We start from the raw sequence: 23,477 nt of genomic DNA on the forward strand, positions 1-23,477 counted from the left end.
CGTTCCTCATCCCTCGAGGAGCGCCCGGGCGGCCGCGGCGATCGGCCGTCGCCCCTCGCCGACGGCCCTGATGCTCGCCAGCAGATGGTCGAGCGGGTCCTCCTTGAGGAGGTATCCCCTGGCGCCGGCCTCCAGCGCGGCCACGACCAGGCCGCGGGTGCACGCCCCGGTGAGCACCGCCACCCGCACGTGCGGGTGGCGGAGGGTGAGCTGGCGGGTCGCCTCGATGCCGTCCATGCCGGGGAGGTCGAGATCCATCAGCACCACGTCGGGCCGCAGGTCGGCGACCGCCGTGAGGGCCGACTCGGCGTCCGGCGAGGCCCCCACGACCAGCAGGTCGGGCTCGGCGTCGAGGGCGAGCTCGAGCACCTGGCGCAGGATCTGGTGGTCGTCCACGAGCAGCACCCGGAGGGTCGCTCGGGCCTGGTCGAGGAGGGCGGGCATGACGTCAGGGTGTCGGGGCCACCTTGGGGAATGCTCGGGCCGGTGCCGGACGCCCGGCACCGGCGAGGCTGAGGGGCAGCCGCACGCACAGGACGGTGCCGCTCCGACCGCCGATCTCGAGGTCGAGCCGACCTCCGGCGTCGGCGACCGCGTCGGCCAGCAGCCGCAGACCGAGGTGCCCCTCGTCGGCGGTCGCGGTCCGGCCCGCGGCCGCGGTGCCGTCGTCGCGGACCCGCACCTCGAGGGTCGCCGCAGCGAGCGTGACCTCGATCCACAGTCGCGTCGCGTGCGCGTGCTTGACCACGTTGCGCACGCCCTCGCGCGCCGCCCGGTAGGCGAGCCGGGCGGTCTCCGGTGGCAGCGCCAGGCCGGGTGGCACGCTGACCTCGACGGCCAGCCCGGCAGCACCACCGTCGATCGCCGCGAGCTCGCGCAGCGCGTCGCCGAAGCCCTCGTCCTCGAGGTCGGGCGGATACAGGTCGGTCATCATCGTGCGCAGCGACGCCACGTCGCCCCGCAGGACCGTCCCGGCCCGGTCCAGCATCTCGCCTGCACGCACCAGGTCGCCGTCGGCCCGCAGCTCCTTGCGCACGGTCGGCAGCAGGTAGCCGACACCGGACAGGTCCTGGATGACGCCGTCGTGGAGGTCGTGGGCGATCCGGCGGCGCTCGAGGTCGGCCGCCTCGAGCGCGCGCTGGACCAGCACGGTGCGCTCGGCCTGCGCCCGCTCCACGCGTAGGGCGAGGGAGTAGGCGAGCGGCAGGACGACGAGGAGGAAGACCAGCAGCGTGCCGAGCATCAGGGGCACGAAGGACCGCTCGATCTCACGCGCGTGCTGGTGCATGTCCTCGGTCGTGAGGTACGACTCGACCACCACCGGTCGGCCGTCGGCGTCCGTGGCGCCGGCGTAGACCTCGAGCATCTCGTCGGCGTCCTGCTCGGTGACGTTCTCGGCGCGGTCGAGGTCGGAGACCTCCGCCCATGCCTCGTGGGTGCCGAAGAGCGCCGCCAGCTGGGGCTCCATCTCGAACACCCGGCCGACGAGGTCGCCGCTGTCGGTCCAGAGGATGCGCCCGTCCTCGTCCCAGATCTTCACGCGCTGCACGCTGCCGTCGCGCATCCGGTTGTCCATCACCGTGTCGAGCAGGTCGGCTGCCCCGGGCTCGCCGTCGCGCAGCGACTCGGTGACCATCGGTGCGGCCAGCCGGTTGGCGAGGTTGGCCGCCTGCTGCCGACCGTCCTCGAGCGCGCGCTGGCGAGCGATCTGGTCGGCGACGAGCAGCGTCGTCAGCGACAGCACGACGACGGCGAGCACCGCCGACGCGGTGAACCGGACGAGTGCCCGGCGCAGCACCCCGGACGAGGGCGCGGATCGCTCGGACCGGCGTCGGACCCTCACGGCACGATCCCTGCGGAGCGGGCGGCGGCCACCGCCTCGAGCTGGGAGTGGGCGTGCAGCTTGTGCAGGAGGCTCTTCACGTAGCCACGGCAGGTGTGCACCGAGATGTTCAGCTCGCGGGAGATGGAGCGTACGTCGCGGCCCGCCGCCAGCAGCCTGATCACCCGCTCCTCCTGCGGGGTCAGCGACGGTCGCTCGACCGGTGCGCTCTCGTCGGGGCCGTCGAGGACCAGCGTCCGCAGGAGCGCCGGCGCGACGACGAGGCCGTCGCCCGGCGGCCCCACCAGCACCTCCCGGAGGTCCTCGAACGCGCCGTCCTTGGGCAGGAGGGCGCTGGCCCCGGCGGCGGCGGCATTGCGCAGCACCACGGGGCCGGGCTCGGCGGTCAGCACCACGACCCGGAGCAGCGGATGTCGTGCCACCAGCTCGCGGGTGAGGCTGAGGCCGTCGTCGGTGCCGAGCCGGACGTCCATGATCACGATGTCGGGCCGCAGGTCCTCGGTCATCGCCCGCGCGCCCGCAGCGTCGTGCGCAGCGCCGACGCACTCGAGGTCGTCGTCGGCCGCGATGGCCATGCAGACCAGGTCGGTGAAGGTGCGGTGGTCGTCGACGACGAGCACTCGTGTGCGCTCCGTCCCCTCCACCTCGGACATCGGCCGGCTCCCCCGTGCGCGGGGCGGCGACAATCCGGGCCGAGAGCCACCCTGCATCCCACGGTAGGACCAGGACACGGCCCTCGTCTGCGCCTTCTCCCCGCGATGCCCAAATCTGAGGAGGTCACCCGGTGGGGGCGAGCTCGGCGGCGAACTCCTCCAGCGCCTGGGACATCCGGTCGCGCGCCCGGGAGGGCATCCCGCCGACCGCCTGCCGCAGCAGGTCGACGAGCGTGGCGACCTCGGCGGTGAGGTCCGGCAGGGCGGCGGACTCCTCGTCGGAGCGCAGCATCGCGACGTAGAGGTCGCGGCTCGCCGCGGACGGGCTCGAGCCGAGCTCCCGGTCGAGCGACTCGCGCAGGTGCAGGTAGCACCGCAGCGCCTCGCCGCGTCGGCCGTCGGCCTGCAGGGCGCGCATCAGGACCCGGCACGCCGTCTCCCCGAGCTCGTCCTGGGCCACCGCGAGCCTGGCCTGCTGCACGGCCTCGGCGTGGCGGCCGAAGGCCAGCGCGTGCTCCGCGGCCCGGGTCGCGACCCCGGCGAGCTCGACCCGGAAGTCGTCGCGGGCGTCGGCCGCCCACCCGGCGTAGGCCTCGCTGGCGAGGAGCTCACCGCGGACGAGGGAGGTCGCGCGACGCAGCAGGACGAGGGCGTCCTCGGGCGTGGCGTCGGTGGCGGCCTGGGTGAGCGTGCGGAAGCGGCGGACGTCGACGTCGACGACCTCGGGGTCGAGGACGTAGCCGTGCATGACGGTGCGGATCGCCGCCCGGTCGCCCGTGACGCGCGCCAGCGAACGGCGCAGCACGCAGACGTAGCTCTCGAGGGTGCTGAGGTAGGAGCGCGGCGGGTGGTCCTCCCACAGCAGCCCGGCGAGCCGGTCCTTGGAGACCGGGCCGGTGCTCAGGGCGAGGATGGCGAGGATCTGGCGTGGCTTCACGCCGCCGAGGTCGGCGCCGAGCGGTGCGCCGTCCGCGGAGCGGAGCGAGGTCTCGCCGAAGAGGTCGAGCTGGATCATGTGTGTCCCCCCACTGGACGTGTCGCCGGGAACCCCTCCCGACTCCCTCATCGTGGGCGAACGGCCGCCGACCCGGCAGCCGCCGTTGAGGGGGCGCCACACCCCCGCGGGTGAGGGGGTGCGCTAGACCGGCACAGCCCCCAGAATTCCCCAAGCCCGCTGCTGGAGGCTGCCCCGCATGGACGAGCGCGAGCCCGGGCGCAGGAGCCGTGCCGCGCTCGGCGCGGGACTGGTGGCGCTCCTCGTCAGCGCCCTCGTGCTCGGCTCGGTGGCCAGCGGTGCCGGCCCCGTCCGCGCGCCGGCCGGCATCCCCGACGCCGGACCCTGGACCGGGTGGGCGCTCCGCCTCGCGGAGGTGGCGGCGCTGGTGGCGGCGGTGCTGACGTCGGGCTCGCTGCTGGTGGCGACGGTGCTGGTCGGCCACGACGAGCACCGCGACGCCGAGGCGTGTGCGGTGCGGGACCGGGCCGTACGCTCCGCCGCCCGCACTGCCGCCGCCTGGCTGGTGGCGTCGGTCGCGGCCGCGGTGCTCGTCGTGGCCGACGCACGGGCGGTCCCGGTCACCCGCGTGGTGGGTCGGCTGCTGGCCGGCGACGAGCCGTGGCGCGAGCTCGTGGCGACCGCTCCGGGCGCGGCGCGCGGTCACCTGCTCGCGGCGCTCGCGGCGGCGGTCGTCGTCGCCCTCACCCTGCGCGCCGCCGACCGCCGTGCAGCCGCCGCAGCCCTGGCGCTCACGCTCCTCGGGCTCCTCCCGCCACGGCTCGCGGGCCACGCCGGAGCGGTCGCCGACCAGGACGTGGTCGCCACCGGGATCGTGGTGCACGTGGTCGCCGCCGCCGTCTGGGTCGGCGGCCTGGTCGGGCTCCTGGTCCACCTGCGTCGCTCGCCCGCGCTCCGCAGCGCCGCGCTCGGCAGGTTCAGCGCACTGGCCGGCGGCGCCTACCTCGCGCTCGCCGTGTCGGGGGCCGCGTCGGCCAGCGTGCATCTGGCGTCGTGGTCGGCCTGGTCGAGCGGCTACGGCGCGCTGGTGCTGGCCAAGGTGGCGCTGCTCGCGCTGCTCGGCTGGTGCGGCGCGCTGCACCGCCGCCGGCTCCGGGACGCCTCGTACGCCGTCCGGGCGCCCTTCGCCCGCCTGGCCGTCGCGGAGGTGGCGTTGATGGCCGTGGCCGGTGGCCTCGCCGCAGCCCTCTCCCGCACGCCGCTGCCGGTCGCCCAGGTGGCGCCCGAGCACGGCACCAGCCACCCCGGGCTACCGGCGGTCGTGCAGCCGGTGTCCGCGTGGCTGCTGGTCTCGGCCGTACGTCCCAACGCGCTGGCCCTGCTGGTCGTCGCCGGCCTGCTCGTCGCCTACCGGGTCGCGGTGCGCCGCCTCGTCGCGGCGGGCGGGTCGTGGCCCGAGCGGCGCCTGCACGCCGCCACGGCGGCCGCGGTGCTCGCGGTGCTCGTGCTGTGCTCCGGCCTGGCGACCTACGCGCCCGCGATGCTGAGCGTCCAGGTCCTCCAGCTGCTGCTGATGCTGCTGGTCGTCCCTGCGGTGGTCGTCCGCGCCGCCCCGGCGCGCCTGTGGCGCCGGCCGGTCGACCCGGTCGCGGGTGCCGTCGCCGTCGGCGGCCTGCTCGTCCTCGTCTACCGCACCCCGCTGCTCGAGGTCTCGCAGCGCTCGCACTGGGTCCACCTGACCCTGCTCCTCGCCGCCACTGCGGCCGGCACGTACCACCTGTCGGCCCTTGCCCCCCACGGAGGCGGCGGGGAGCAGGCCCCCCGGCAGGCCGCGGGGAGCGCGGCGCGGCTCGCGCCGCTGCTGCCCGCGGCCTGCCTCGGCGTGCTCGGCGCCCAGCTGCTGCTCGGCGACCGCCTGGTCGCGGGTCGGTGGTTCCTCGAGCTGCGCTGGGGCTGGGTCGATGCCGCCGCGGACCAGCGGCTCGCCGGGCTGCTCGCGCTCGTGGCCACCGCCGGGCTGCTCCTCACGGGCGTCGCCGCCCGGACCGGCGCGGTCGCTCAGGACACCGGCCAGATCCGCACCAGCACCTCGCCGAGCAGGTCGTCGGCCGGCACCGGACCGTAGTCGCGGGAGTCGATCGAGTTGGGGCGGTTGTCACCCATCACGAGCACGGCGTCGTCGGGGACCTCGAAGGTCCGGGTGTAGGAGCCGTCCACCCAGCGCGGGTCGACGTACGCCTCCGGCACCGCGTGCCCGTCGACGTGCAGCACCCCGTCGAGGACGACCACGCTCTCGCCGGGCAGCCCCACGACCCGCTTGATCGCCCGGGTGCCGTCGCCCGGCATCGCGAAGACGACGAGGTCACCCCGCTCCAGCGAGCCCGGGTCGGGCGCGTGGCGCGAGATCAGGACCACGTCGCCCGCGTGCAGCGTGGGCGACATGCTGGAGGAGTCGATCCGCACCGGCTCGACGACCGTGGCGCGGACGACCCCCACCCCGGCGACCACGCAGAGCGTGGCGGCCGCCAGGGCGGAGGTGCGTGCGGACGGCCCGCGCACGGGTCGCTCAGACCGCCGGAGCGGCGGCGAAGGGGTGGTTGACGCCCGTGAGGCTCAGGTCGGCGTCGCCGACGGCCGGCGCCACGAGGAACTGGCCCATCATGTCGTTGTCCTCGTGGGCGAGGTTGTGGCAGTGGATCATGTAGCGCCCACCCTGGTCGGCGGTCGCGCCGGCCTGGCCGGTGGAGCGGCCGTCGGGGTAGGTGGCGGGCGCCATCGCGTAGTGCACCAGCACCTCGACGATCTCGCCCTCGCCGACGTAGACCACGTCCTTGGGGCCCATCTCCCACGCGGCGACCTTGCCGAGGCCGCCCTTGCGCGACAGCACGCGGAAGTCGACGAGGTGGATGTGGAGGGGGTGAAACCAGCCGCCCGACTTGTTCTCGATCCTCCACACCTCGCAGTCCCCGGGGCGCGGCGGCGGGCCGTCGGCGGTGAAGAGGTTCCAGCTGCCGGCCTGGATGTCGTGCCATGACATCCCGTTGATGAGGTACTCGTTGGTGACGTCGTCGTGCTCGAGGTCGATGTTCCGGGTGCGCCGCGAGAGGGTGCGCGGAGCGGTCATCACCTCGTTGACCTCGGACGCCGGCGGCGTGACGACGCGGTTGGCGACCGTGCTCCGCGCCGCCGAGGTGACCCGCAGCTGCATCACCTTGCTGGTGTAGACCCAGTCGACGTTGTTCTTGTTGCTCGCGTTGCGCAGCTCGACGGTGTCGCCGATCCGGCAGCCGGAGAAGTCGACCATCACCTCGTAGCGCTCGGCGCCGCCGTGGCGCCACGTCGTGACCTTCTGCGGCACCATCAGCCCGCCGTCGGTCGCGACGACGTACGTCGGGAGCACCGCGCCGGTGCGGGTGTTGACCATCGAGAAGGTGAAGGAGCGCGACAGCGTCGCGACCAGCACCCGGAAGCGGTACCACCGCTGCTCGACCTCGTGGAAGGGCCACGGGACGCCGTTGACGGTGATCACGTCGCCGTAGAGCCCGGCGTGGTCGCGGTCCATGTAGGCCAGCGCGCCGTTGGAGTCGAACATCGCGTCACTCACCGTCAGCGGCACGTCGTACGGCCCCTGGGGGAGGTTGGCCTTCTCCCACGCGTTCTGCAGGTGGTACTGCGCGACCAGGCCGCTGTAGACGTTCTGCGCGGTGTGGTGGACGGCGTGGTCGTGGTACCAGAGGGTGCGGGGTCCCTGGTGGTTCGGGTACCAGTACGCCTTCCAGTGCCCGGGCTGGGTGAGGTCGTCGGCGTAGCCGTCGTACTGCGGCAGCGACGCCGATCCGTGCAGGTGCACCGAGGTGGCCGCGGGGTAGCCCCAGACCGGGTGGACCGGCGGCAGCTGGTTGCGGACCTTCAGGCACACGCGCGTGTTCTGCTCGACCTTGATGAGCGGGCCGGGCACGCTCGGCGCGCCACCGTGGGGGCCGTACGCCAGCACGGTCGTGGTGGGAGCCCCGGGGTCGAGCACCTGCGCCTGCGTGGCCGTCTCCGTGACCTCGTAGAGGTGGTACTCGCCGAACTCGTCGGTGAGCACCGTCGGCACGAGCGGCTGCGGCACCGGCATCCGGCGGGTGAAGCGCACCGGCTTGGGTGCGGTGCTGATCCAGTCCTTGGTGCTGGCCGACTGGCCGAGCGGGAGCGTCACGCCGGCGACGGCGACGGTCCCCAGGCCCATCGTCGCCAGCACGTTGCGTCGGGTCGCTGATGCCATCCTGCGTCCTCCTCGTGCGAGCTGCTCCCAGCCTGCGTCGGCGACCTTGGGCATTCCTTGTGCGACGTGCGCGGCCCGTGCGGCGCGGCCCGGACGTGCCGGTGCCCGGTGGTCTCGGGGACCACCGGGCACCGGTGTCAGGCGGGTGTCGCTGCAGGTGTCACTGCAGGGCGAACCCGAACGGGCCGGACTCCGCTCCGTAGGCCGAGCGCACGGTGACCGTGCCGGCTGCGGTGGGCCGCAGCGCGGTGGGCGTGTTCTTCAGCCGGAAGTCGAAGTCGCAGACCCCGAGGGCCAGGGCCGGCGTCGCCGTCCCGAGCAGGACCGGGGTCGACCCGGGCTTGTTCCAGTAGATGCTCATCAGGTTGCTCGCCGAGCAGTGCTTGGCGCTGCCCCTGACCCGCCACTCCGTGTTGCCGCGCTTGTAGGACGCGCTCGCCACGGTCACCGTGCCCGGGTCGGTGACGACCCGCACCGCGTCGGTGGCGGTGGTGCCGTTGACGTCGGTGATGGTGAGGGTGAAGCTGAGCGTCAGCGGCTGGGTCGAGGCGGGCACCACGAACGTCGGGTTCGCGGTGTTCGGGTTCTTCAGCGTCACCTGGACCGCGTCGGTCCCGGCCTGCGTCCAGGCGTACGCCGAGGCGTACTGCGACGCCGTGCCGTCCAGCGTCACCGTCGAGGTCGGGATCACCCCGGCCAGGTCGGCCCCGGCGTCGGCCACCGGCGCGACGTTGGGCGAGGCCACCGTGATCGTCGTCCGCGCGGTGCTGGTGCTGGACCTGCCGGTGACGGTCAGCGCGACCTCGTAGGTCCCGGCCGCCGTCGCCACGAAGGTCACCGAGGACCCGTTGGTCCCGACCGGGGTCAACCGGGCGCCGGTGGCCGGCGTGACGCTCCAGGCGTAGCTCGACACGGTGCCCGCGGAGGCGAGGCCGTCGAGGGTCAGCGTCTGGTTGGTCTGCACCTGCGTGGCGTCGGAGGTGATGACCGCCGTGACGTCGAGCGCGGTGTCCTCACCGCCGGTGACGACCACGTCGTCGGAGTCGGACCCGCCCTTGGCGGACGTGACGGTGACCTCGGGCGGCGGGACGGCGAGGTTCGGGATGGTCCAGGTCGTCCGTCCCTGCGCCACCGTCGGGGTGACCCGGGGCAGGTCGCCCTGGAGGCTCAACGTCGCGCCGTCGGCACCCGACTCCGCGATGACCGTCAGGGTGCGGCTGTCGTTGTCGTAGACCGCGCTGGCGACGTGGACCTTGTCGCCGAACAGCGACGGGGCGATGTGGTCGACCGTGGCGGGGGAGTCCGACACGTTGGTGACCACCAGGTCGGACGGGGGCGGACCGTCGGTGAGGACGCGCGCGTAGTAGCGGCCCGGGCGGGAGGCGTCCTCGCGCATCCGGGTCTGCGGCACGCCGGTGCCCTTGACGACGATCTGCTGCCCGGTCTCGCTGGTGGCGAAGATGTCGAGCATCTGGCCCGCTCCCGCCGTGGAGTAGGTCGCCTGCGTCGCCTGCACGCCCATGCGGGTCGCGATCTTGCCCTGGACGAGGAAGGTGTTGGTCTGGATGCAGTCGTCGAGGGCGACGGGGTCGTTGCCCAGCGCCGGGTTGGTGCAGAGCTGCGTCGACCCGGTGAAGGAGCCGCGCGGGCCCTCCACCCGGAAGAAGTTGGTGTTGTAGGGGCTGCCCACGACCGCGTGCTCCTGGGTGACGTCACCGAGGTAGCCGGCCGGGGCGGCCGGCGCGACCGCCGGGTCCCACTTGAGGAACGGGCCGGGGCGGCTGCCGAGGGTCTGGTCGAAGACGCCGTCGGGGGTCAGCGAGCCGATGTCCTCGGTCATGTTGATGCCCTTGAACGCACCCGGCTCGGCGGTGATCCTGTCGACGCCGAACGGGTGGGTGAGGGTGTACTCGGCGTTGTCGATCAGTCCCGAGGCCCGCAGCCGGATCCGCCCGAAGCTGACCTGGTCGCCGGCCTTGACGGGCCCACCGCCGAAGGCGGCCTCCACCGCCGTCACGAGCTGGGCGGTGCCGGAGCCGTAGTCGATGGAGGTGTCGGCGACCGCCCAGAACGCCTCGTCCGGGAAGTTGTCGGGGAACGACACGGGCTTCGTCGGGTCGGGGATGTCGCCCATGATGCAGTTCGCGTCGTTGGGGTCGAGGCAGAGCTCGAGCTTGACGTTGTTGGTGTCCTTGTACCAGAGCGGGAAGCCGTTGGCCTCGTCGATCGGGCCCACCTGCTTGAGGCCGGCGGTGCCGCCCTGGTGCGCCGGTGGCGGGGAGATGGCGGAGGCGACGAGACCCGCCCCCGCGACTGTCAGATTGAGGGCGACGGCGGCGACGAGGAGAAGTCTCGTCCGCCGTCCTGGGCGTGGGGTGGTGTGCATCGGGGCTCCGTCCGCGAGTCGGCGAGGGTGTCGTGATCGTCGACACCCTTCGCTCCCGCGGTTGGGGAAACCTTGAGCGCCGGGTCGTGCCCGGTCGCCCATGCGCCGACCCGGAAGGCGACCAGCGCGATCACGGCGCCGGCGAGGTCGTCGGCGACGTAGTGCCACCCGAAGTAGAGGGTGGCGACGACGGTGAGGGCGAAGTTGACCCAGAACACCCGCTGGACGGTCCGGCTGCGGACGGTGTGGCGCGCCATCAGCGCCCAGAGGAGGGCGATCGCGGTGTGCAGGCTCGCGAAGCCGGCCACGCCCTGGTAGTCGCCGTCGCCCCAGAGGAAGCCGTGCCGGGACGCGACGAGGGAGTCCATCAGGTCCGAGGTGCCGTTGGGCACCAGGTCGCTGGCCAGCCAGGGGTACATGATCCCGGGGCCGAGGGTCGGGAGCAGGTAGTAGGAGACCGTGCCGAGGGTCCACGCGACGCCCTGTGCGGTGACGAACCACCAGCCGAAGCCGATGTTGCGCGACCAGACCAGCCACACCGTCACGAGGATCGCGACCAACGGGATGTAGGTGAGGTAGACGGTGGAGAGCACGTGGGCGGTCACGTCGCGGCCCAGCAGGTCCTGCAGCACGGTCGCCGGGTCGTGGCCGAGGAAGAGCAGCCGGTCCATCCGCCACAGCTCGCTGTCGTACTTCTCCTCGCGGATGAGCGGGAGCAGCGACTTGAGGTTCCGGTAGGCGACGTAGACCACGTAGAAGCACGAGATCCCGACCGTCACCAGCAGCAGCCGCGCGCCGGTCCAGTGCGTACGCAGGCGCTCGCGCGCCGCGCGGACGGTGCCGGCCGGGTGCAGCCGGCCCACCCACAGGGCGCGCGGCAGCAGGTCGAGCACGATCGCCGCGAGGCACAGCACCGGCAGGCGTACCCACGAGGGGCCGAGGAAGCTGCCCTCGGGGTCGGCCACCGGCCGGTCCAGCGCGTGGCTGGCGAGGAAGGTGACCACGCCCATCAGCGCGGCGTTGGCGACCAGGAACGTCCAGGGCCGCGCGAGCAGGCGTGGCGCGGGCCCGCCGGCGGTCATCGAGGTCGGGGCGGTGGCAGGGGCGGTGGCAGGGGCGGTGGCGGCCGGGTGGTCGCTGGCCGGCGTCGGCGCAGGGGTCGGCGTCGGGGAGGGCACGGGGTACTCCGGGGTGGTGCGGGCGTGGCGTGGGCCCTGACATCCTCCCGGATTCACCCAAAGTTCACCCGACGCCCGACCCCCTCTGGGTATCTGGGGACGAAATGGCGGGAAATCGGCCGCGGATCGTCCCATTTCGTCCCCAGATACCGACCGAGGGAACAGGGGCGGCGGGGGGCGGGGTTGGGACGGACGACCGACGAGCGACACCGAGACGACGGAAGAGGGACGGCATGCGAGCTGTGGTCTACACCGAGAGCGGGGACGCGAGCGTCCTGGAGCTGGTCGAGCGCGAGGCCGCCGAGCCCGGGCCGGGCGAGGTCCGGGTGCGGATCGTGCGGGCCGGGGTCAACCCGACGGACTGGAAGTTCCGCGCCGGCGGGATGGGGAAGCTGGCCTTCCCCGAGATCGTCCCCGGCCAGGACGGCGCGGGCGCCGTCGAGGAACTGGGTCCCGACGTCACCTCCCTCGCCGTGGGCGACCGGGTGTGGACGATGCTGGCCCAGCACCAGCGTCCGGGCGGCACGGCGCAGGAGCAGGTCGTGGTGCCGGTGGACCGGCTGACCGTGCTTCCCGACGGGGCGTCGTACGACCTCGGCGCCTCGCTCGGCGTCCCCGCCGTCACCGCCCACCGGGCGCTGACCACCTCCGAGGACGGCCCGAGCCGGCTCGCGCCCGGCGCCCTCGACGGCACGACCGTGCTGGTCGCCGGCGGTGCCGGCGCCGTCGGCAACGCCGCGATCCAGCTCGCCCGCTGGGCCGGCGCGACGGTCATCACCACGGTGAGCGGTGAGGAGAAGGGCGCGCTGGCGACCGCCGCGGGCGCGCACCACGTCGTGAACTACCGCGAGGGCGACCTCGTCGAGCAGGTCCGGGCGATCGCCCCCGACGGCGTCGACCTCGTCGTCGAGGTCGCCCCCGCGCAGAACCTGCGGACCGACCTGAAGCTGATCCGCCCGCGGGGCACGATCGCGATCTACGCCAACAACGGCGGCGACGAGGTCACGCTGAGCGTGCGCGAGACCTTCTCCACCAATGCCCGCTTCCAGTGGGTGCTGCTCTACACCGTCGGCCCCGCCGCTCTCCGCGCCGCGGCGGAGGACATCACCGCCGCGATCGCCGACGGCGCCCTCGGGGTGGGTGAGGAGCACGGCCTCCCGCTGCACCACTTCACGCTCGAGGACACCGCCGCCGCGCACGCCGCCGTCGAGGACGGGGCGGTCGGCAAGGTGCTGATCGACGTCGCCGACCGGTAGGCCTCCAGGGACTCGAACCCTGAACGAACAGATTAAAAGTCTGCTGCTCTGCCAATTGAGCTAGAGGCCCGGGCCCTGCCGCCGTCGGCGGTGGGGTCCGGGAGCAGCCTAGTTGCGGGGGCGTTGCCCGCTCGAGCCGGGCCGAGGGCGACGGTCACGGCGTCACCGCCGTCACGCGGGCGCGCGGGACGCGCGACACGTCGTCGTGCAGCCGCTCGGTGACCACGTCGGCGATCCGGCGACCGGCCTCCGGGACGCCCGTGAAGCCGGGGAACGCGGACATGTCGACCACCCAGAGCCGGCCTTCGTGGCGCTCGACGTCGACACCGTAGACCTCGATGCCGAAGGCGTCACCGCAGCGCCGCACGATCGCCTCGACCTCGGCCGACACCGTGACCAGCCGGCCGCGTGTCTCGCGGAGGGTCCGTGCCGGGAACGGGCGCTCGACGCAGAAGACCTCCTCGCCGATGCGGTAGAGCTTGAGGTCCGGGCCCTCGGGCGGGTGGTAGCGCATCACCAGCCACGGCTCCTGGTCGAGGTCGGCGAGCCCGGCCTGCTCGTGCAGGACGTGGAGCCCGCGACCGCGCGAGCCGCGCGGGTCCTTGACGATGAGGGGGCCGTCGGCGAGGTGGGGCGCGACCTGGATCGGGTCGGTGACCAGCCAGCTCTGCGGCACGGGGACGCCGGCGGCGGCGAGGGTGCGGGTCTGGACGATCTTGTCGCGACACGCGGCGGCCACGGGGTAGGGGTTGACGATCCGGGCGCCGACGGCGTCGAGCGCGCCGGCCAGCGAGAGCGCGGTCGGCGTCCCGGACGTCAGCACGTAGAGGTCCGCGAGGGGCTCCGGGACGCTGAGGTCGTGGGCGTGCCGGTCGGGGTCGTCCACCTCCGCGGTGACCCCGTTGCGGGCGAGCCGGTCGACCAGGTCGCGGACCAGGCGGGCCCGCGGGGACCGGGCCGGGTGGTCGGTGGCGAGCACGTGGACCAGAGGGGGAGTCATCGACGGACCTCCACGGCGACGGAGCGGGCCGCGTCGAGGGCGTCGAGCGGTGAGCCGCCCGTCGTCAGCACCGCGTGGGCGCGCTCGGACAGGGCGAGGAACGGGTGGCGCGGCGCGAGCCCGGTCAGCTGGGAGAGGACGCCGCGTACGCCGGTCCGGCGCAGCGGCGCCTGCAGCGAGGGGTCGAGCCCGGTGCCCCACGTGAGGGCGGCCGCGGCCGTCACCGCGAGGCCCGCGGGGACCGTGCCGCTGGCGAGGGCCGCCAGCGCAGGGCCGCAGATCCGGTCGCCCCGCGAGAGCTGGCGCCGCGGGTCGCGCCCCACTCGTGTGACGGGGTCGGCGAGCGCGGGACGCCGGTAGCGGTCCAGCGTCCGGTCGAGCTCGACGTCCGCTCCGGCGAGGTCGTCGCCGAACAGTGCGGCGACGCCGGCCCGGCCCTCCCGCAGCACCTCGAGCACCAACGCCTCCACAGCCGGATCCGTGAGGGCCTCCGGGAGCGTGGCGTGACCGGCGAGGCCGCCGACGTAGGCCGCGCTGGCGTGCCCGGCATCGAAGACGAACTTCTTGCGGGTCAGGTGGGCCGTGAAGTCGTCGACCGCGTGGAGCCCGCGCACCGCGGGAACGTCCCCGCGCAGCGCGGCTCGGTCCACCCGCAACCCGCCGGGGGACTCGACCACGACGCGGTCGGGGTCGGGGCCCGGACGGTGGGCGATCGGCTCGACCACCACGCCGGCGAAGCGGTGCGCGGCCACCGGCCCGGTCGTGTGCTCGCCGACCAGCGCCCGGAGCACCCCAGCGGCGCCGGGGCGGTCGTCGCACACCAGGACCCGGGCCGGGGTGCGGCGGCCGGCGAGGGCGCGGGCGAGGTCGGGGGCGAGGGTGCGCGCCTGGCCGCTCCCGACCGCCACGAACACGACCGGCGCGGCACCGACCAGCCGGCTCAGCCGCACGTCGTCGACCGCGAGGACGAGGGAGGGATGGAGGACGGTCGACCGCTGCGTCGGCGAGACGTGGTCGACGCGCACGGGCGAGCGGGACAGCCGGCGGGCCGCCTCGTGGGTCCGGGTGACCAGCGCGTAGGGGTGGTCGTCGGCCTCGAGCGTGGCGGCCACGACTCCGCAGCCCACGCTCCCGGCGCCGATGACGAGCGCCGGCCCCGTGGTTGCCGGCCGCCGGGGCCTCGAAGTGAACATCGCACGACCTCCTGTCGAGGCTTCAACGATGCGCCCGCCCGCGCGGGGCGGTACAGGTGGCCGATGGTGCTAGTACCCCGCCGGGACCTACGGTGGTGACCGTGCCGCTGCCCTCACCCCTGGTCGAGATCTGCCTGGAGGACGTCGGGGGAGCGGCGCTCGCCGCGGCCGCCGGGGCCGACGCGCTGGAGGTGTGCGCAGGGCTCGTCGAGGGCGGCACCACCCCGACTCCCGGCTTCGTCCGGCACTGCGCGGAGCAGGCGCCGGGCCTCGAGGTCCGCGTCCTCGTCCGCCCGCGCGGCGGCGACTTCGTGCACTCCGCCGCCGAGGTCGACGTGATGGTCGCCGACGTCGAGGTGCTGCGGGCGACGGTGCCGGACGGGACCCGGCTGGGCTTCGTGGTCGGCACGCTGACGCCCGACGGCGAGGTCGACGCCGCCGTCGTACGCCGTCTCGTCGCCGCCTGCGGCCCGGCCCCGGTCACCTTCCACAAGGCCTTCGACTCGGTGCCCGACCAGCGCTCCGCACTGGCGCTCCTGCGCGACCTCGGCGTGACGCGGGTGCTGACCTCGGGCGGCCCCGGACCCGCGGTCGACCACCTCCCCGCGCTGGCCGAGCTGGTCCGCATCGCCGGCGACGACGTGCGGGTCGCGGTCGGGGGCGGCGTACGCCCCACCAACGTCGCGCACGTCGTGGCCGCCACCGGGGCCCGCGAGGTGCACCTGCGGGCGCCGGGCACGGTCGCGTCCGCCGGTCGCTCGGCCGGCTACGACGACGGCGGCCGCAGCGTCACCGACGCCGGGGTGCTGGCCGAGGTGATGGCGGCGCTGGGTCGCTGAGGGGGCGCCGCTGACTCACCCGCGAGCGGTGTCGCCGGGGAACAGCACGGCACCGGCGAGCGGGTCGACGCCCGACACGTCGTCGAGCGGGAACACGGGCCGGACCACGCGGCGGTGCCCGAGCCGGGCGAGGTCCTGGTCGACCCCGCCGGGCGTGAGCGCGAGCATCCAGTCGGCCGCCATCTCGAAGAGCTCCGGCTCGAGGTAGCCGATCTTCACCACCACCACGTCGGCCGTGCGCGGGTCGAGGCCGAGCCGGGTGAAGTCGGCCTCGAGGTGGTAGGGCCGACGGCGCCGGGTGACGACGACGTCGACCGACGGCGTGCGGACCACGACCTCGAGGTTGTCCTCCGAGGGGACGACGGCGACGACCTCCCCGCTGAGCTCGACCGGAGGTGCGGGCCGCGGGTCGATGCGGGCGCCGACGGTGAGGCGTACGTGCGCGCCGACGCCCGCCTCCGCCGCCGCGAGCGCGCCGACGGCGTCCGGGATCGATGCGTAGACCGCGCGCTTGCCGCTCGCCGCGAGCGACTCGTCCGCGAGCAGCCGGGCCAGCGTCCAGGTGACGTCGCCGGCCCCGCCAGCAGTCGGGTTGTCGCCGGAGTCGGACACGAAGTAGGGGGTCACGGGAGAGGCGACGGCCGCGGCGAGCACCTCGTCGAACGTGCCCGTCGGGGCCACGAAGCCGAACTCCTCGCGGCGCGCCCACAGCTCGGTGGCGAGTGCGGCCGCCTCGCGCTCGGCGAGATCGGCGTCGTCGCCGACGACCATGACGACCGCGCAGTTCCGCGGCTCGTCGGCCCACGGGTAGCCGATCCAGATCCCGGCGTCGAGCACCCCGTCGAGCGCCTCGATCTCGGGCACCCGGGCGTAGAGGCTGGTGGCCGGCTCCTGCCGGGTGCTGGTCATCTCGCCGGGCAGCAGGATCGGCACGGGCACCCACGCCTTGGCCGGCCGGCGCCGACCCGCCGGGAGGGCCAGCCGGTCGACGAGGTTGCGGGCCGCGCGCTCCTTGGTCTCCTGCCAGTCCACGTGCGGGGCGGTGCGATAGGTCGTCAGCAGGTCGACGGTCTCGGCGAGCGTGCGCGAGACGTTGCCGTGCAGGTCCATCCCGCTGCTGATCAGGCAGTCGGGGCCGACCACGGCGCGCACGGCGAGCGCCAGGTCACCCTCCATGTCGTCGAGGCCGACCACGCTCGCCGCGCCGTGGATGTCGAGCACCACGCCGTCCAGCGGCGCCTCAGCGGTGGCGGCGAGCAGGCCGGCCAGGATCTCGGCCTTGAGCAGGGCGTGGTCGTCGGCGGGGATCGCGCCGCCGGCGATGCTGCGGGCCTGGAGGACACCGATCCACTCGGCCCGGTCGGCGAGCGACCCGCCGTCGCGCCAGAAGTCCCAGGCGTCGAGCACGTCGCGGCCGCGCCGCGGGGCGAGCATCGCCGCCGTGGTCATCGCCGGGGAGAAGGTGGAGGCCTCGAGGCTGATGCCGCAGACGGCCACGCGCGGCAGGGCGGATCCGGTCACCCGGCCATGCTGTCAGCCCGCGCTCGGCGGTCCCCTCCCAACCCCTCCGGGTGACCTGTTCGACGAGCGTTCACCACGCTGTGGATGACGAAGGGTGACGACGGCGATTTTGTTGGTAGGGTCTGACGTGCAACAGGTGCAAGTTCCAGCAGGTCGACGCCCGCGGAGTTTGTGATCCAACGGCGTTTGAACTTCGGGCCCTGCCAGCTCGTGAGTCGCAAGCGGCGTGTCACCGCATCTGGTGCGGGTCGCTGAAGTGGCGGCTCACGCCCCGACAAAGGAGTAACGAGCATCATGGCTCAGGGCACCGTTAAGTGGTTCAACGCCGAGAAGGGTTTCGGCTTCATCGCGCAGGAGGACGGCGGCGACGACGTCTTCGTGCACTACTCGGCCATCCAGACCAACGGCTACAAGTCGCTGGACGAGAACCAGAAGGTCGAGTTCGACGTCACCCAGGGCCCGAAGGGCCCGCAGGCGGAGAACGTCCGCCCGCTCTGATCGGCTGAGCTGGAAGCATCTTCCAGATCTGCTCAAGAGTCCGGCCCCATTCCCTTCAGGGGGGTGGGGCCGGGCTTCATTTCGGGAGAAACTAGTTAGCACGTTCGGGTCATTTCCTCCGGCCGCGCCGGTCGGGGACACTTGTCCCGAACGCCTACAGTCGAGTGCGGGGCCGAGAGAACAGGAGGGTGTCGTGCACGACCAGTTCGACGTGACCCTCGAGGACGGCGACCTCCTCGGCGAGGTGGAGCTGACCACCACCTTGATCATCGCTGCGAGCGAGTCCGAGGACCACCTGTCCCAGGAGGAGATCGACCGCCTGCTCGGCGTCACGCCGCGCAAGCCCTCCGAGGACTGACCGGGACCCACCGGCTGCTCCTCAGCAGGTGGCGAACAGCACCGGCCCGCTCGTCAGGTCCGACAGGACGTACTGCCCGTCCACCGGACGCAGGTCGAGCACGACGTCGCGTCCCTGCGAGCCGGCCCGCTCGACGCTGAAGCGGTCGCCGAAGTCGCCGCCCTGCCCCGGCGCGGGGCCCGCGGCCAGCCGCGACCGCGCGTCCGCGTCGCCCGGCGCGTCGTCGGCGTCCTCCACCTGCAGCACGGCGCGTACGTCGCCGTCCGGGAGCAGCCCCATCGCGAAGCCGGTGAGCGGGTGCACGTCCCCGGCCGCCGCGACCAGCTGGTCGGCCTCGGCCTGCGCGTCGTCGTCGGCCTGCGCCATCGCCAGCTTCTCGCACGCGTAGGCGCCGTCGTAGGTCGCCGCGGCGACGGGATCGCCCAGCCTCCCTGCCACCTCGGCGAGGTCGTCGGCGCCGTCGCGGTCACCGTGCACGACCTCCACGGCCCGCTCGAGGTAGGGCGCCTGGTCGGAGGTGAGCACCAGCCCCTCGTCGGCGAGCAGCGCGACGTGCTGCAGCTCGGGAGTGAGGGAGCCGATGCCGGAGAGGACGTCCGGCCCGCCGACCCACACGCCGACCGGCTCGTCGGGCTCGGTCCAGCCGAGGGACGCGAGCCGCTCGGCGACGTCGTCGAGGTCGAGGTCGTCGCCGACGCCGAGCACCTCGACGGCGCCCTCGTCGGACTGGGCCAGCAGCTCCCACGACACGGTGGCGGGGGAGAAGCCCAGCTCCTCCTGCATCACGCCGGCCGAGGTGCCGAGCGCCGACATCGAGGACAGGTCGCGGGAGAAGGCCTCGGAGAGGAAGGCGTCGACCTCCTCCGCGGAGGAGCGCGGCCCGACGCCGGCGTCGAGCTCACGGCGTACGGCCGCCCAGTCGGTCCACGAGGCCCGGCTGCTGCCCGCGGGGACGAGCTCGAGGGCCTGCTGGAGCGCCGTCGGGCGGTCGACGAGGCGCCACGCGGTGAGGCCCGCCACGACCACGACGAGGGCACCCGACACGGCCAGGACTGCTCGACGCGACACGGACGGGCTCCTCGGGGATCGACGACGGGTGTGACACTACGTCCATGGAGCCCCGCGACGTGCGCGCTGCAGGAGCCGTGGTCACCCGCAAGGCCGCCGGCAGGGGTGGCGGCCGGGAGTGGCAGGTCCTGCTGGTCCACCGCCCGAAGTACGACGACTGGTCGTTCCCCAAGGGCAAGCTCGACCCCGGGGAGCACGCGGTCACGGCGGCGGTCCGTGAGGTCGCCGAGGAGACCGGGCTCGACGTGCGGCTCGGACCGCCCCTGCCGTCGCAGCGCTACCGGATCGCCGGCGGCCGCTGGAAGTCGGTCGACTACTGGACCGCGCGCGTCATCGGCAGCGACGACGTCGGCCGCTACCGGCCCAACGCCGAGATCGACGCGGTCGAGTGGGTGCCGTGGGAGGCTGCGGCCACCCGTCTGACCTACCCGCACGACCGGGTGACGCTCGCCGAGGCGGAGCCGCTGCGACGGCGTACGCGAGCCCTGGTCGTGCTGCGCCACGGCAAGGCGCGCTCCCGCAAGGGATGGGGCAAGGACGACCGGCGACGGCCGCTGGTCAAGCTCGGCGAGGAGCAGTCGCAGCGCCTCGTGCCGCTGCTCGCGGCGTTCGACGCGAGGTCGGCGCACACCTCCTCCAGCACCCGGTGCGTCCAGACCGTCACGCCGTGGGCCGACGTCACCGGCTGGCCGGTCAAGCACCACGACGAGCTCAGCGAGGAGGACGCGACGCTCGAGGGCGTCGTCGACCTCGTCGAGGAGCTGCTCGGCGCCAGGGAGGGCACCGTCGTGTGCACCCACCGCCCCGTCCTGCCCACGGTCCTCGACGCGCTCGGGGTCGACGACGAGGCGCTCGCGCCGGGCTCGCTGCTGGTCGTGCACCACCGCAAGGGACGCGTGGTGGCGACCGAGGTGCACCACCCCTGACCGGCTGCCGTCAAGGCGTCCGGGCCGTGTTCATGTGACCGCCGTCTCACGCTCGGCGGGGCGACGCCATCCGGCCCGTCCGAGTTCACCGGCCGTTCACCGACGGCGCCGCGGTCGTTCTCCTGCGCTCCCTACCTTCTGGATCGTCAGCACTCATCAGGCTTCACACCAGATCCCAGGAGTTCCCGAAGTGAACCGCACTTCCTTCCGCAAGCTCGTCGCCCCCGGCGTGGCCGTGCTTGCCCTCTCGATCTCCCTCTCCGCGTGTGGCGCGGGCAACGAGTCGGACTCCGGCTCGGCCTCCGACGGCGGCTCGAGCGAGACCACCGGGCTCTCGGGCGACCTCAACGGCGCCGGCGCCTCCTCGCAGGAGAAGGCGCAGGGCGCTTGGGCCACCGGCTTCCAGGGCATGAACGACGGCAACGTGACCGTCAACTACGACCCGGTCGGCTCCGGCGACGGTCGCACCAACTTCATCAACGCCGGCGTGAGCTTCGCCGGCTCCGACTCCTACCTCACCGACGACGAGGGCGAGCTCTCCGCGGCCAAGGAGCGCTGCAACGGCGAGGACCCGATCGAGGTCCCGGCCTACGTCTCCCCGATCGCGATCGCCTTCAACCTCGACGGCGTCGACTCGCTCAACATGTCCGCCGACACCATCGCGCAGATCTTCGACGGCAAGATCACCAAGTGGAACGACCCGGCCATCGCGGAGGAGAACCCCGACGCGGACCTCCCCGACGAGGACATCACCCCGGTCCACCGCTCCGACGACTCGGGCACCACGAAGAACTTCACCGACTACCTCGGCAAGGCCAGCGACTCCTGGTCCTACGAGGCCGAGGACGCCTTCCCGGTCAAGGGCGGCGAGGCCGCCGAGGGCACCTCCGGCGTGATCTCCGCGATCTCCGGCGGCACCGGCACCATCGGCTACGCCGACGAGTCGCAGGTCGGCGACCTGTCGGTCGTCTCGGTCGAGGTCGGTGACGAGTACGTCGCCCCGTCCGCCGAGGGCGCCGCGCTGGTCGTCGAGTCCTCCCCGGCCGCCGAGGGCCGCGCCGACGTCGACATGGCCGTCGACATCGACCGCGAGACCACCGAGGCCGGCGCGTACCCGGTCGTCCTGCTCAGCTACCTGATCGCCTGCCAGACCTACGAGGACCAGGCCGAGGCCGACCTGGTGAAGGGCTACCTGTCCTACATCGTCTCCGACGAGGGCCAGCAGGCCGCCTCCGACGAGGCCGGCTCCGCGCCGCTCTCGAGCACGGTCGCCGAGAAGGCGCAGGGCATCGTCGAGGGCATCTCGGCGGGCTGATCGACCGCGGCCGGAGGACGCTCCGGCCAACGCGTGCCGCGTGCGGCGGGCCGGGGGACCGGCTCGCCGCACAGGCGCATCCGACTGAATGAGGTACCCCCGTGGCAACGATCGTTGCTGACTCCACCGGCCCCGCGAAGCAGCGCCTCGGCGACCGGGTCTTCTCCCGGCTCGCGCTGGCGGCCGGCATCGCCATCCTCGTGGCGCTCGCCGCCGTCTTCGTCTTCCTGGCGATCGAGGGGCTCCCGGGCGTCGCCAAGCCCGCCGAGTTCTACGGCAGCGCGACCACCTTCGCCGGCTACGTCGCGCCGCTGCTGTTCGGCACCGTGCTCGCCGCGGTGATCGCGCTCGTCGTGGCCGTCCCCCTGGCCTGGGGCATCGCGCTCGTGGTGAGCCACTACGCCCCGCGCGCCATCGCCACGCCGATCGCGTACGTCATCGACCTGCTGGCGGCGGTGCCGTCGGTGGTCTTCGGCCTGTGGGGCATCACCGTGCTCGCCCGCAAGCTGCAGCCCGGCTACGCCTGGCTCGACGACAACATGGGCTGGCTGCCGTTCTTCGCGGGCCCCGCCTCGGGCACCGGTCGCACGATCCTGACCGCGGGCCTGGTGCTCGCGATCATGATCCTGCCGATCATCACCGCGATCTCCCGCGAGGTCTTCTCCCAGACACCGCGGCTGCACGAGGAGGCCGCGCTCGCGCTCGGCGCCACCCGCTGGGAGATGATCCGGATGGCCGTCTTCCCCTACGCCCGCTCCGGCATGGTCTCCGCCGTGATGCTCGGCCTCGGCCGCGCGCTCGGCGAGACGATGGCCGTCGCGATGGTGCTGTCGGCGGGCGGCGGGATCTCGTTCAACCTGATCTCGAGCTCCAACCCGGCCTCGATCGCCTCCAACATCGCCTCCAACTACAAGGAGGGGACCCCGGGCAAGATCCAGGTGTTGATCGCGACCGGCCTGGTGCTCTTCCTGGTCACCTTCCTGGTGAACTTCGCGGCCCGCTGGGTCGTGACCCGCTCGGAGAGGAAGCTCAACGCATGACTCACCCCACGAACTTCTCCGCCTCCCCCGCTGCGCTCCTCCAGCGGACAACTTCGAGGGGACCCCGAGCATGAGTGTCGCCACTCCCGTACGTCCGTCGTCCACGCCGGTGTCCTTCACCGCCGCCCGCCTGCCGCGCGTCGCGCCGCTGCTGAGCGCGGTCGTCGCGGCCGCCGCCGCCGGTCTCGTCGCGCTGCTCCTCGGGTGGGGGCTCGTCGCGTGGGTCGTCCTGTCCGGCGCCCTCCACGTCGTCCTGCTCCCGCTGTGGGCGCGGCTGGTCGAGGGCCGCCGCGGCGCCACCGACCGGCTGGTCACCGGTTTGGTCTGGTCGGCCTGCGCGATCGCGGTCGTCCCGCTGGTCTCGCTGCTGTGGACCGTGGTCGACCGCGGTCTGCCGCGGATCAGCTCCACCTTCCTGACGTTCTCGATGTACCGCACCGACCTCGACCAGGAGGTCGGCATCTACCACGCGCTGATGGGCACGCTGCTCATCACGCTGGGGGCGGCGATCATCTCGGTGCCGGTCGGCATCATGGCCGCGATCTACCTCATCGAGTACGGCAAGGGTAGCCGGCTGGCCGGCTGGATCACCTTCCTCGTCGACGTGATGACCGGGATCCCGTCGATCGTCGCCGGCCTGTTCGCGTTCGCGCTGTTCATCCTGCTCTTCGGGCCGAGCTACCGCTCGGGCATCGGCGGCTCGGTGGCGCTCTCGCTGCTGATGATCCCGGTGGTGGTCCGCGCGACCGAGGAGATGCTGCGGCTGGTGCCCGCCGACCTGCGCGAGGCGTCGTACGCCCTGGGCGTGCCGAAGTGGCGCACCATCGTCAAGGTGGTCCTCCCGACCGCGCTCGGCGGCATCGTCACCGGCGTCACGCTCGCGATCGCCCGCGTGGTCGGCGAGACCGCGCCGCTGCTGCTGATCGCCGGCCTGACGACCCGCACCAACTTCAACCTGTTCGACGGCCGGATGACGACCCTGCCCGTGCTGATCTACACCCAGAACGCCAACCCCGGCATCGCGGAGACCCCGGGCGGCACGCCGCCGGGCATCGAGATCGCGTGGGGCGGCGCGCTGGTGCTGATCGTGATCGTGATGGTGCTCAACCTCGTCGCGCGCGTCATCGGCAAGATCTTCGCCCCCAAGACCGGCCACTGAGCCCCACGACAGAGAACGAGAG

At 73.5% G+C, this 23,477-nt stretch carries 21 protein-coding genes and 1 tRNA gene; 9 read left to right on the plus strand and 13 right to left on the minus strand.

Annotation, left to right across the window (positions count from 1 at the left end):
- Window positions 1-6: 6 nt before the first annotated feature.
- From KDN32_RS01255 to KDN32_RS01270, 4 genes are all read right to left on the minus strand, one after another.
- Window positions 7-444 (minus strand): response regulator, encoded by a 438-nt coding sequence (locus KDN32_RS01255; RefSeq protein WP_211730312.1) that lies wholly within the window; start codon window positions 442-444, stop codon window positions 7-9.
- A gap of 4 nt (window positions 445-448) precedes the next feature.
- Window positions 449-1,843 (minus strand): sensor histidine kinase, encoded by a 1,395-nt coding sequence (locus KDN32_RS23115; RefSeq protein ID WP_211730313.1) that lies wholly within the window; start codon window positions 1,841-1,843, stop codon window positions 449-451.
- The gene (locus KDN32_RS01265; RefSeq protein WP_211730314.1) at window positions 1,840-2,496 is read right to left on the minus strand and encodes a response regulator transcription factor; all 657 of its coding nucleotides are present in this window, start codon (window positions 2,494-2,496) and stop codon (window positions 1,840-1,842) included. The genes KDN32_RS23115 and KDN32_RS01265 overlap by 4 nt, the downstream gene beginning before the upstream one ends.
- A gap of 124 nt (window positions 2,497-2,620) precedes the next feature.
- Window positions 2,621-3,511, minus strand: coding sequence for an AfsR/SARP family transcriptional regulator (locus KDN32_RS01270; protein ID WP_211730315.1), 891 nt, complete (start codon window positions 3,509-3,511; stop codon window positions 2,621-2,623).
- A 178-nt stretch (window positions 3,512-3,689) separates the two neighbouring features.
- On the opposite strand from KDN32_RS01270, the gene KDN32_RS01275 reads away from it, so the two are divergent.
- The gene (locus KDN32_RS01275; protein ID WP_211730316.1) at window positions 3,690-5,576 is read left to right on the plus strand and encodes a cytochrome c oxidase assembly protein; all 1,887 of its coding nucleotides are present in this window, start codon (window positions 3,690-3,692) and stop codon (window positions 5,574-5,576) included.
- Here the strand turns inward: KDN32_RS01275 and lepB are convergent.
- The 4 genes from lepB to KDN32_RS23120 all read right to left on the minus strand — a co-directional run bounded on the left by lepB (window position 5,510) and on the right by KDN32_RS23120 (window position 11,282).
- Window positions 5,510-6,010: a signal peptidase I gene (lepB, locus tag KDN32_RS01280; RefSeq protein WP_211730317.1), complete on the minus strand. Its 501-nt coding sequence runs from the start codon at window positions 6,008-6,010 to the stop codon at window positions 5,510-5,512. The genes KDN32_RS01275 and lepB overlap by 67 nt on opposite strands.
- 7 nt (window positions 6,011-6,017) lie before the next feature.
- Window positions 6,018-7,718 (minus strand): multicopper oxidase family protein, encoded by a 1,701-nt coding sequence (locus KDN32_RS01285; protein WP_211730318.1) that lies wholly within the window; start codon window positions 7,716-7,718, stop codon window positions 6,018-6,020.
- Window positions 7,719-7,878: 160 nt separating this feature from the next.
- Window positions 7,879-10,104, minus strand: a complete 2,226-nt coding sequence (locus KDN32_RS01290; RefSeq protein ID WP_211730319.1) for a PKD domain-containing protein — start codon at window positions 10,102-10,104, stop codon at window positions 7,879-7,881.
- A complete protein-coding gene (locus KDN32_RS23120) occupies window positions 10,035-11,282 on the minus strand; it encodes a phosphatase PAP2 family protein (protein ID WP_211730320.1) in 1,248 nt (415 codons plus the stop codon). Before KDN32_RS23120 ends, KDN32_RS01290 begins: the two co-directional genes overlap by 70 nt.
- A gap of 233 nt (window positions 11,283-11,515) precedes the next feature.
- Here KDN32_RS23120 and KDN32_RS01300 point away from each other — a divergent pair, with 233 nt between their 5' ends.
- A complete protein-coding gene (locus KDN32_RS01300; protein ID WP_211730321.1) occupies window positions 11,516-12,538 on the plus strand; it encodes an NADPH:quinone reductase in 1,023 nt (340 codons plus the stop codon).
- Here the strand turns inward: KDN32_RS01300 and KDN32_RS01305 are convergent.
- The 3 genes from KDN32_RS01305 to KDN32_RS01315 form a co-directional block, all read right to left on the minus strand.
- A tRNA-Lys gene (locus tag KDN32_RS01305) sits at window positions 12,536-12,608 on the minus strand. The genes KDN32_RS01300 and KDN32_RS01305 overlap by 3 nt on opposite strands.
- Window positions 12,609-12,692: 84 nt before the next feature.
- The gene (locus KDN32_RS01310) at window positions 12,693-13,538 is read right to left on the minus strand and encodes an ATP-grasp domain-containing protein (RefSeq protein WP_211730322.1); all 846 of its coding nucleotides are present in this window, start codon (window positions 13,536-13,538) and stop codon (window positions 12,693-12,695) included.
- On the minus strand, window positions 13,535-14,650 hold the full coding sequence (locus KDN32_RS01315) for a mannitol dehydrogenase family protein (protein WP_211730323.1): 1,116 nt from the start codon (window positions 14,648-14,650) through the stop codon (window positions 13,535-13,537). The genes KDN32_RS01310 and KDN32_RS01315 overlap by 4 nt, the downstream gene beginning before the upstream one ends.
- A gap of 182 nt (window positions 14,651-14,832) precedes the next feature.
- Between KDN32_RS01315 and KDN32_RS01320 the strand changes: the two genes are divergently transcribed.
- A complete protein-coding gene (locus KDN32_RS01320) occupies window positions 14,833-15,570 on the plus strand; it encodes a copper homeostasis protein CutC (RefSeq protein WP_307853607.1) in 738 nt (245 codons plus the stop codon).
- Window positions 15,571-15,585: 15 nt separating this feature from the next.
- Here the strand turns inward: KDN32_RS01320 and KDN32_RS01325 are convergent, their stop codons facing one another.
- Window positions 15,586-17,091, minus strand: coding sequence for a M81 family metallopeptidase (locus KDN32_RS01325; protein ID WP_211730324.1), 1,506 nt, complete (start codon window positions 17,089-17,091; stop codon window positions 15,586-15,588).
- Between the two features lie 294 nt (window positions 17,092-17,385).
- Here KDN32_RS01325 and KDN32_RS01330 point away from each other — a divergent pair, with 294 nt between their 5' ends.
- Both KDN32_RS01330 and KDN32_RS01335 read left to right on the plus strand, forming a co-directional pair.
- Entirely contained in the window at window positions 17,386-17,589 is a 204-nt protein-coding gene (locus tag KDN32_RS01330) for a cold-shock protein (protein WP_045548871.1), read from the plus strand.
- A gap of 193 nt (window positions 17,590-17,782) precedes the next feature.
- A complete protein-coding gene (locus KDN32_RS01335) occupies window positions 17,783-17,947 on the plus strand; it encodes a hypothetical protein (RefSeq protein ID WP_211730325.1) in 165 nt (54 codons plus the stop codon).
- 21 nt (window positions 17,948-17,968) lie between these two features.
- Here KDN32_RS01335 and KDN32_RS01340 read toward each other — a convergent pair whose 3' ends face one another.
- Entirely contained in the window at window positions 17,969-19,015 is a 1,047-nt protein-coding gene (locus KDN32_RS01340) for a hypothetical protein (protein ID WP_211730326.1), read from the minus strand.
- Window positions 19,016-19,059: 44 nt separating this feature from the next.
- Here KDN32_RS01340 and KDN32_RS01345 point away from each other — a divergent pair, with 44 nt between their 5' ends.
- The 4 genes from KDN32_RS01345 (at window position 19,060) to pstA (ending at window position 23,455) form a co-directional block, all read left to right on the plus strand.
- Window positions 19,060-19,941: an NUDIX hydrolase gene (locus KDN32_RS01345; protein WP_211730327.1), complete on the plus strand. Its 882-nt coding sequence runs from the start codon at window positions 19,060-19,062 to the stop codon at window positions 19,939-19,941.
- Window positions 19,942-20,131: 190 nt separating this feature from the next.
- The gene (pstS, locus tag KDN32_RS01350; protein WP_211730328.1) at window positions 20,132-21,256 is read left to right on the plus strand and encodes a phosphate ABC transporter substrate-binding protein PstS; all 1,125 of its coding nucleotides are present in this window, start codon (window positions 20,132-20,134) and stop codon (window positions 21,254-21,256) included.
- A 101-nt stretch (window positions 21,257-21,357) separates the two neighbouring features.
- Entirely contained in the window at window positions 21,358-22,296 is a 939-nt protein-coding gene (gene pstC / locus KDN32_RS01355) for a phosphate ABC transporter permease subunit PstC (RefSeq protein ID WP_211730329.1), read from the plus strand.
- A 70-nt stretch (window positions 22,297-22,366) separates the two neighbouring features.
- A complete protein-coding gene (gene pstA, locus KDN32_RS01360) occupies window positions 22,367-23,455 on the plus strand; it encodes a phosphate ABC transporter permease PstA (protein WP_211730330.1) in 1,089 nt (362 codons plus the stop codon).
- Window positions 23,456-23,477: the final 22 nt, after the last annotated feature.

This window comes from Nocardioides palaemonis (genome assembly GCF_018275325.1).
GTDB lineage: Bacteria > Actinomycetota > Actinomycetes > Propionibacteriales > Nocardioidaceae > Nocardioides > Nocardioides palaemonis.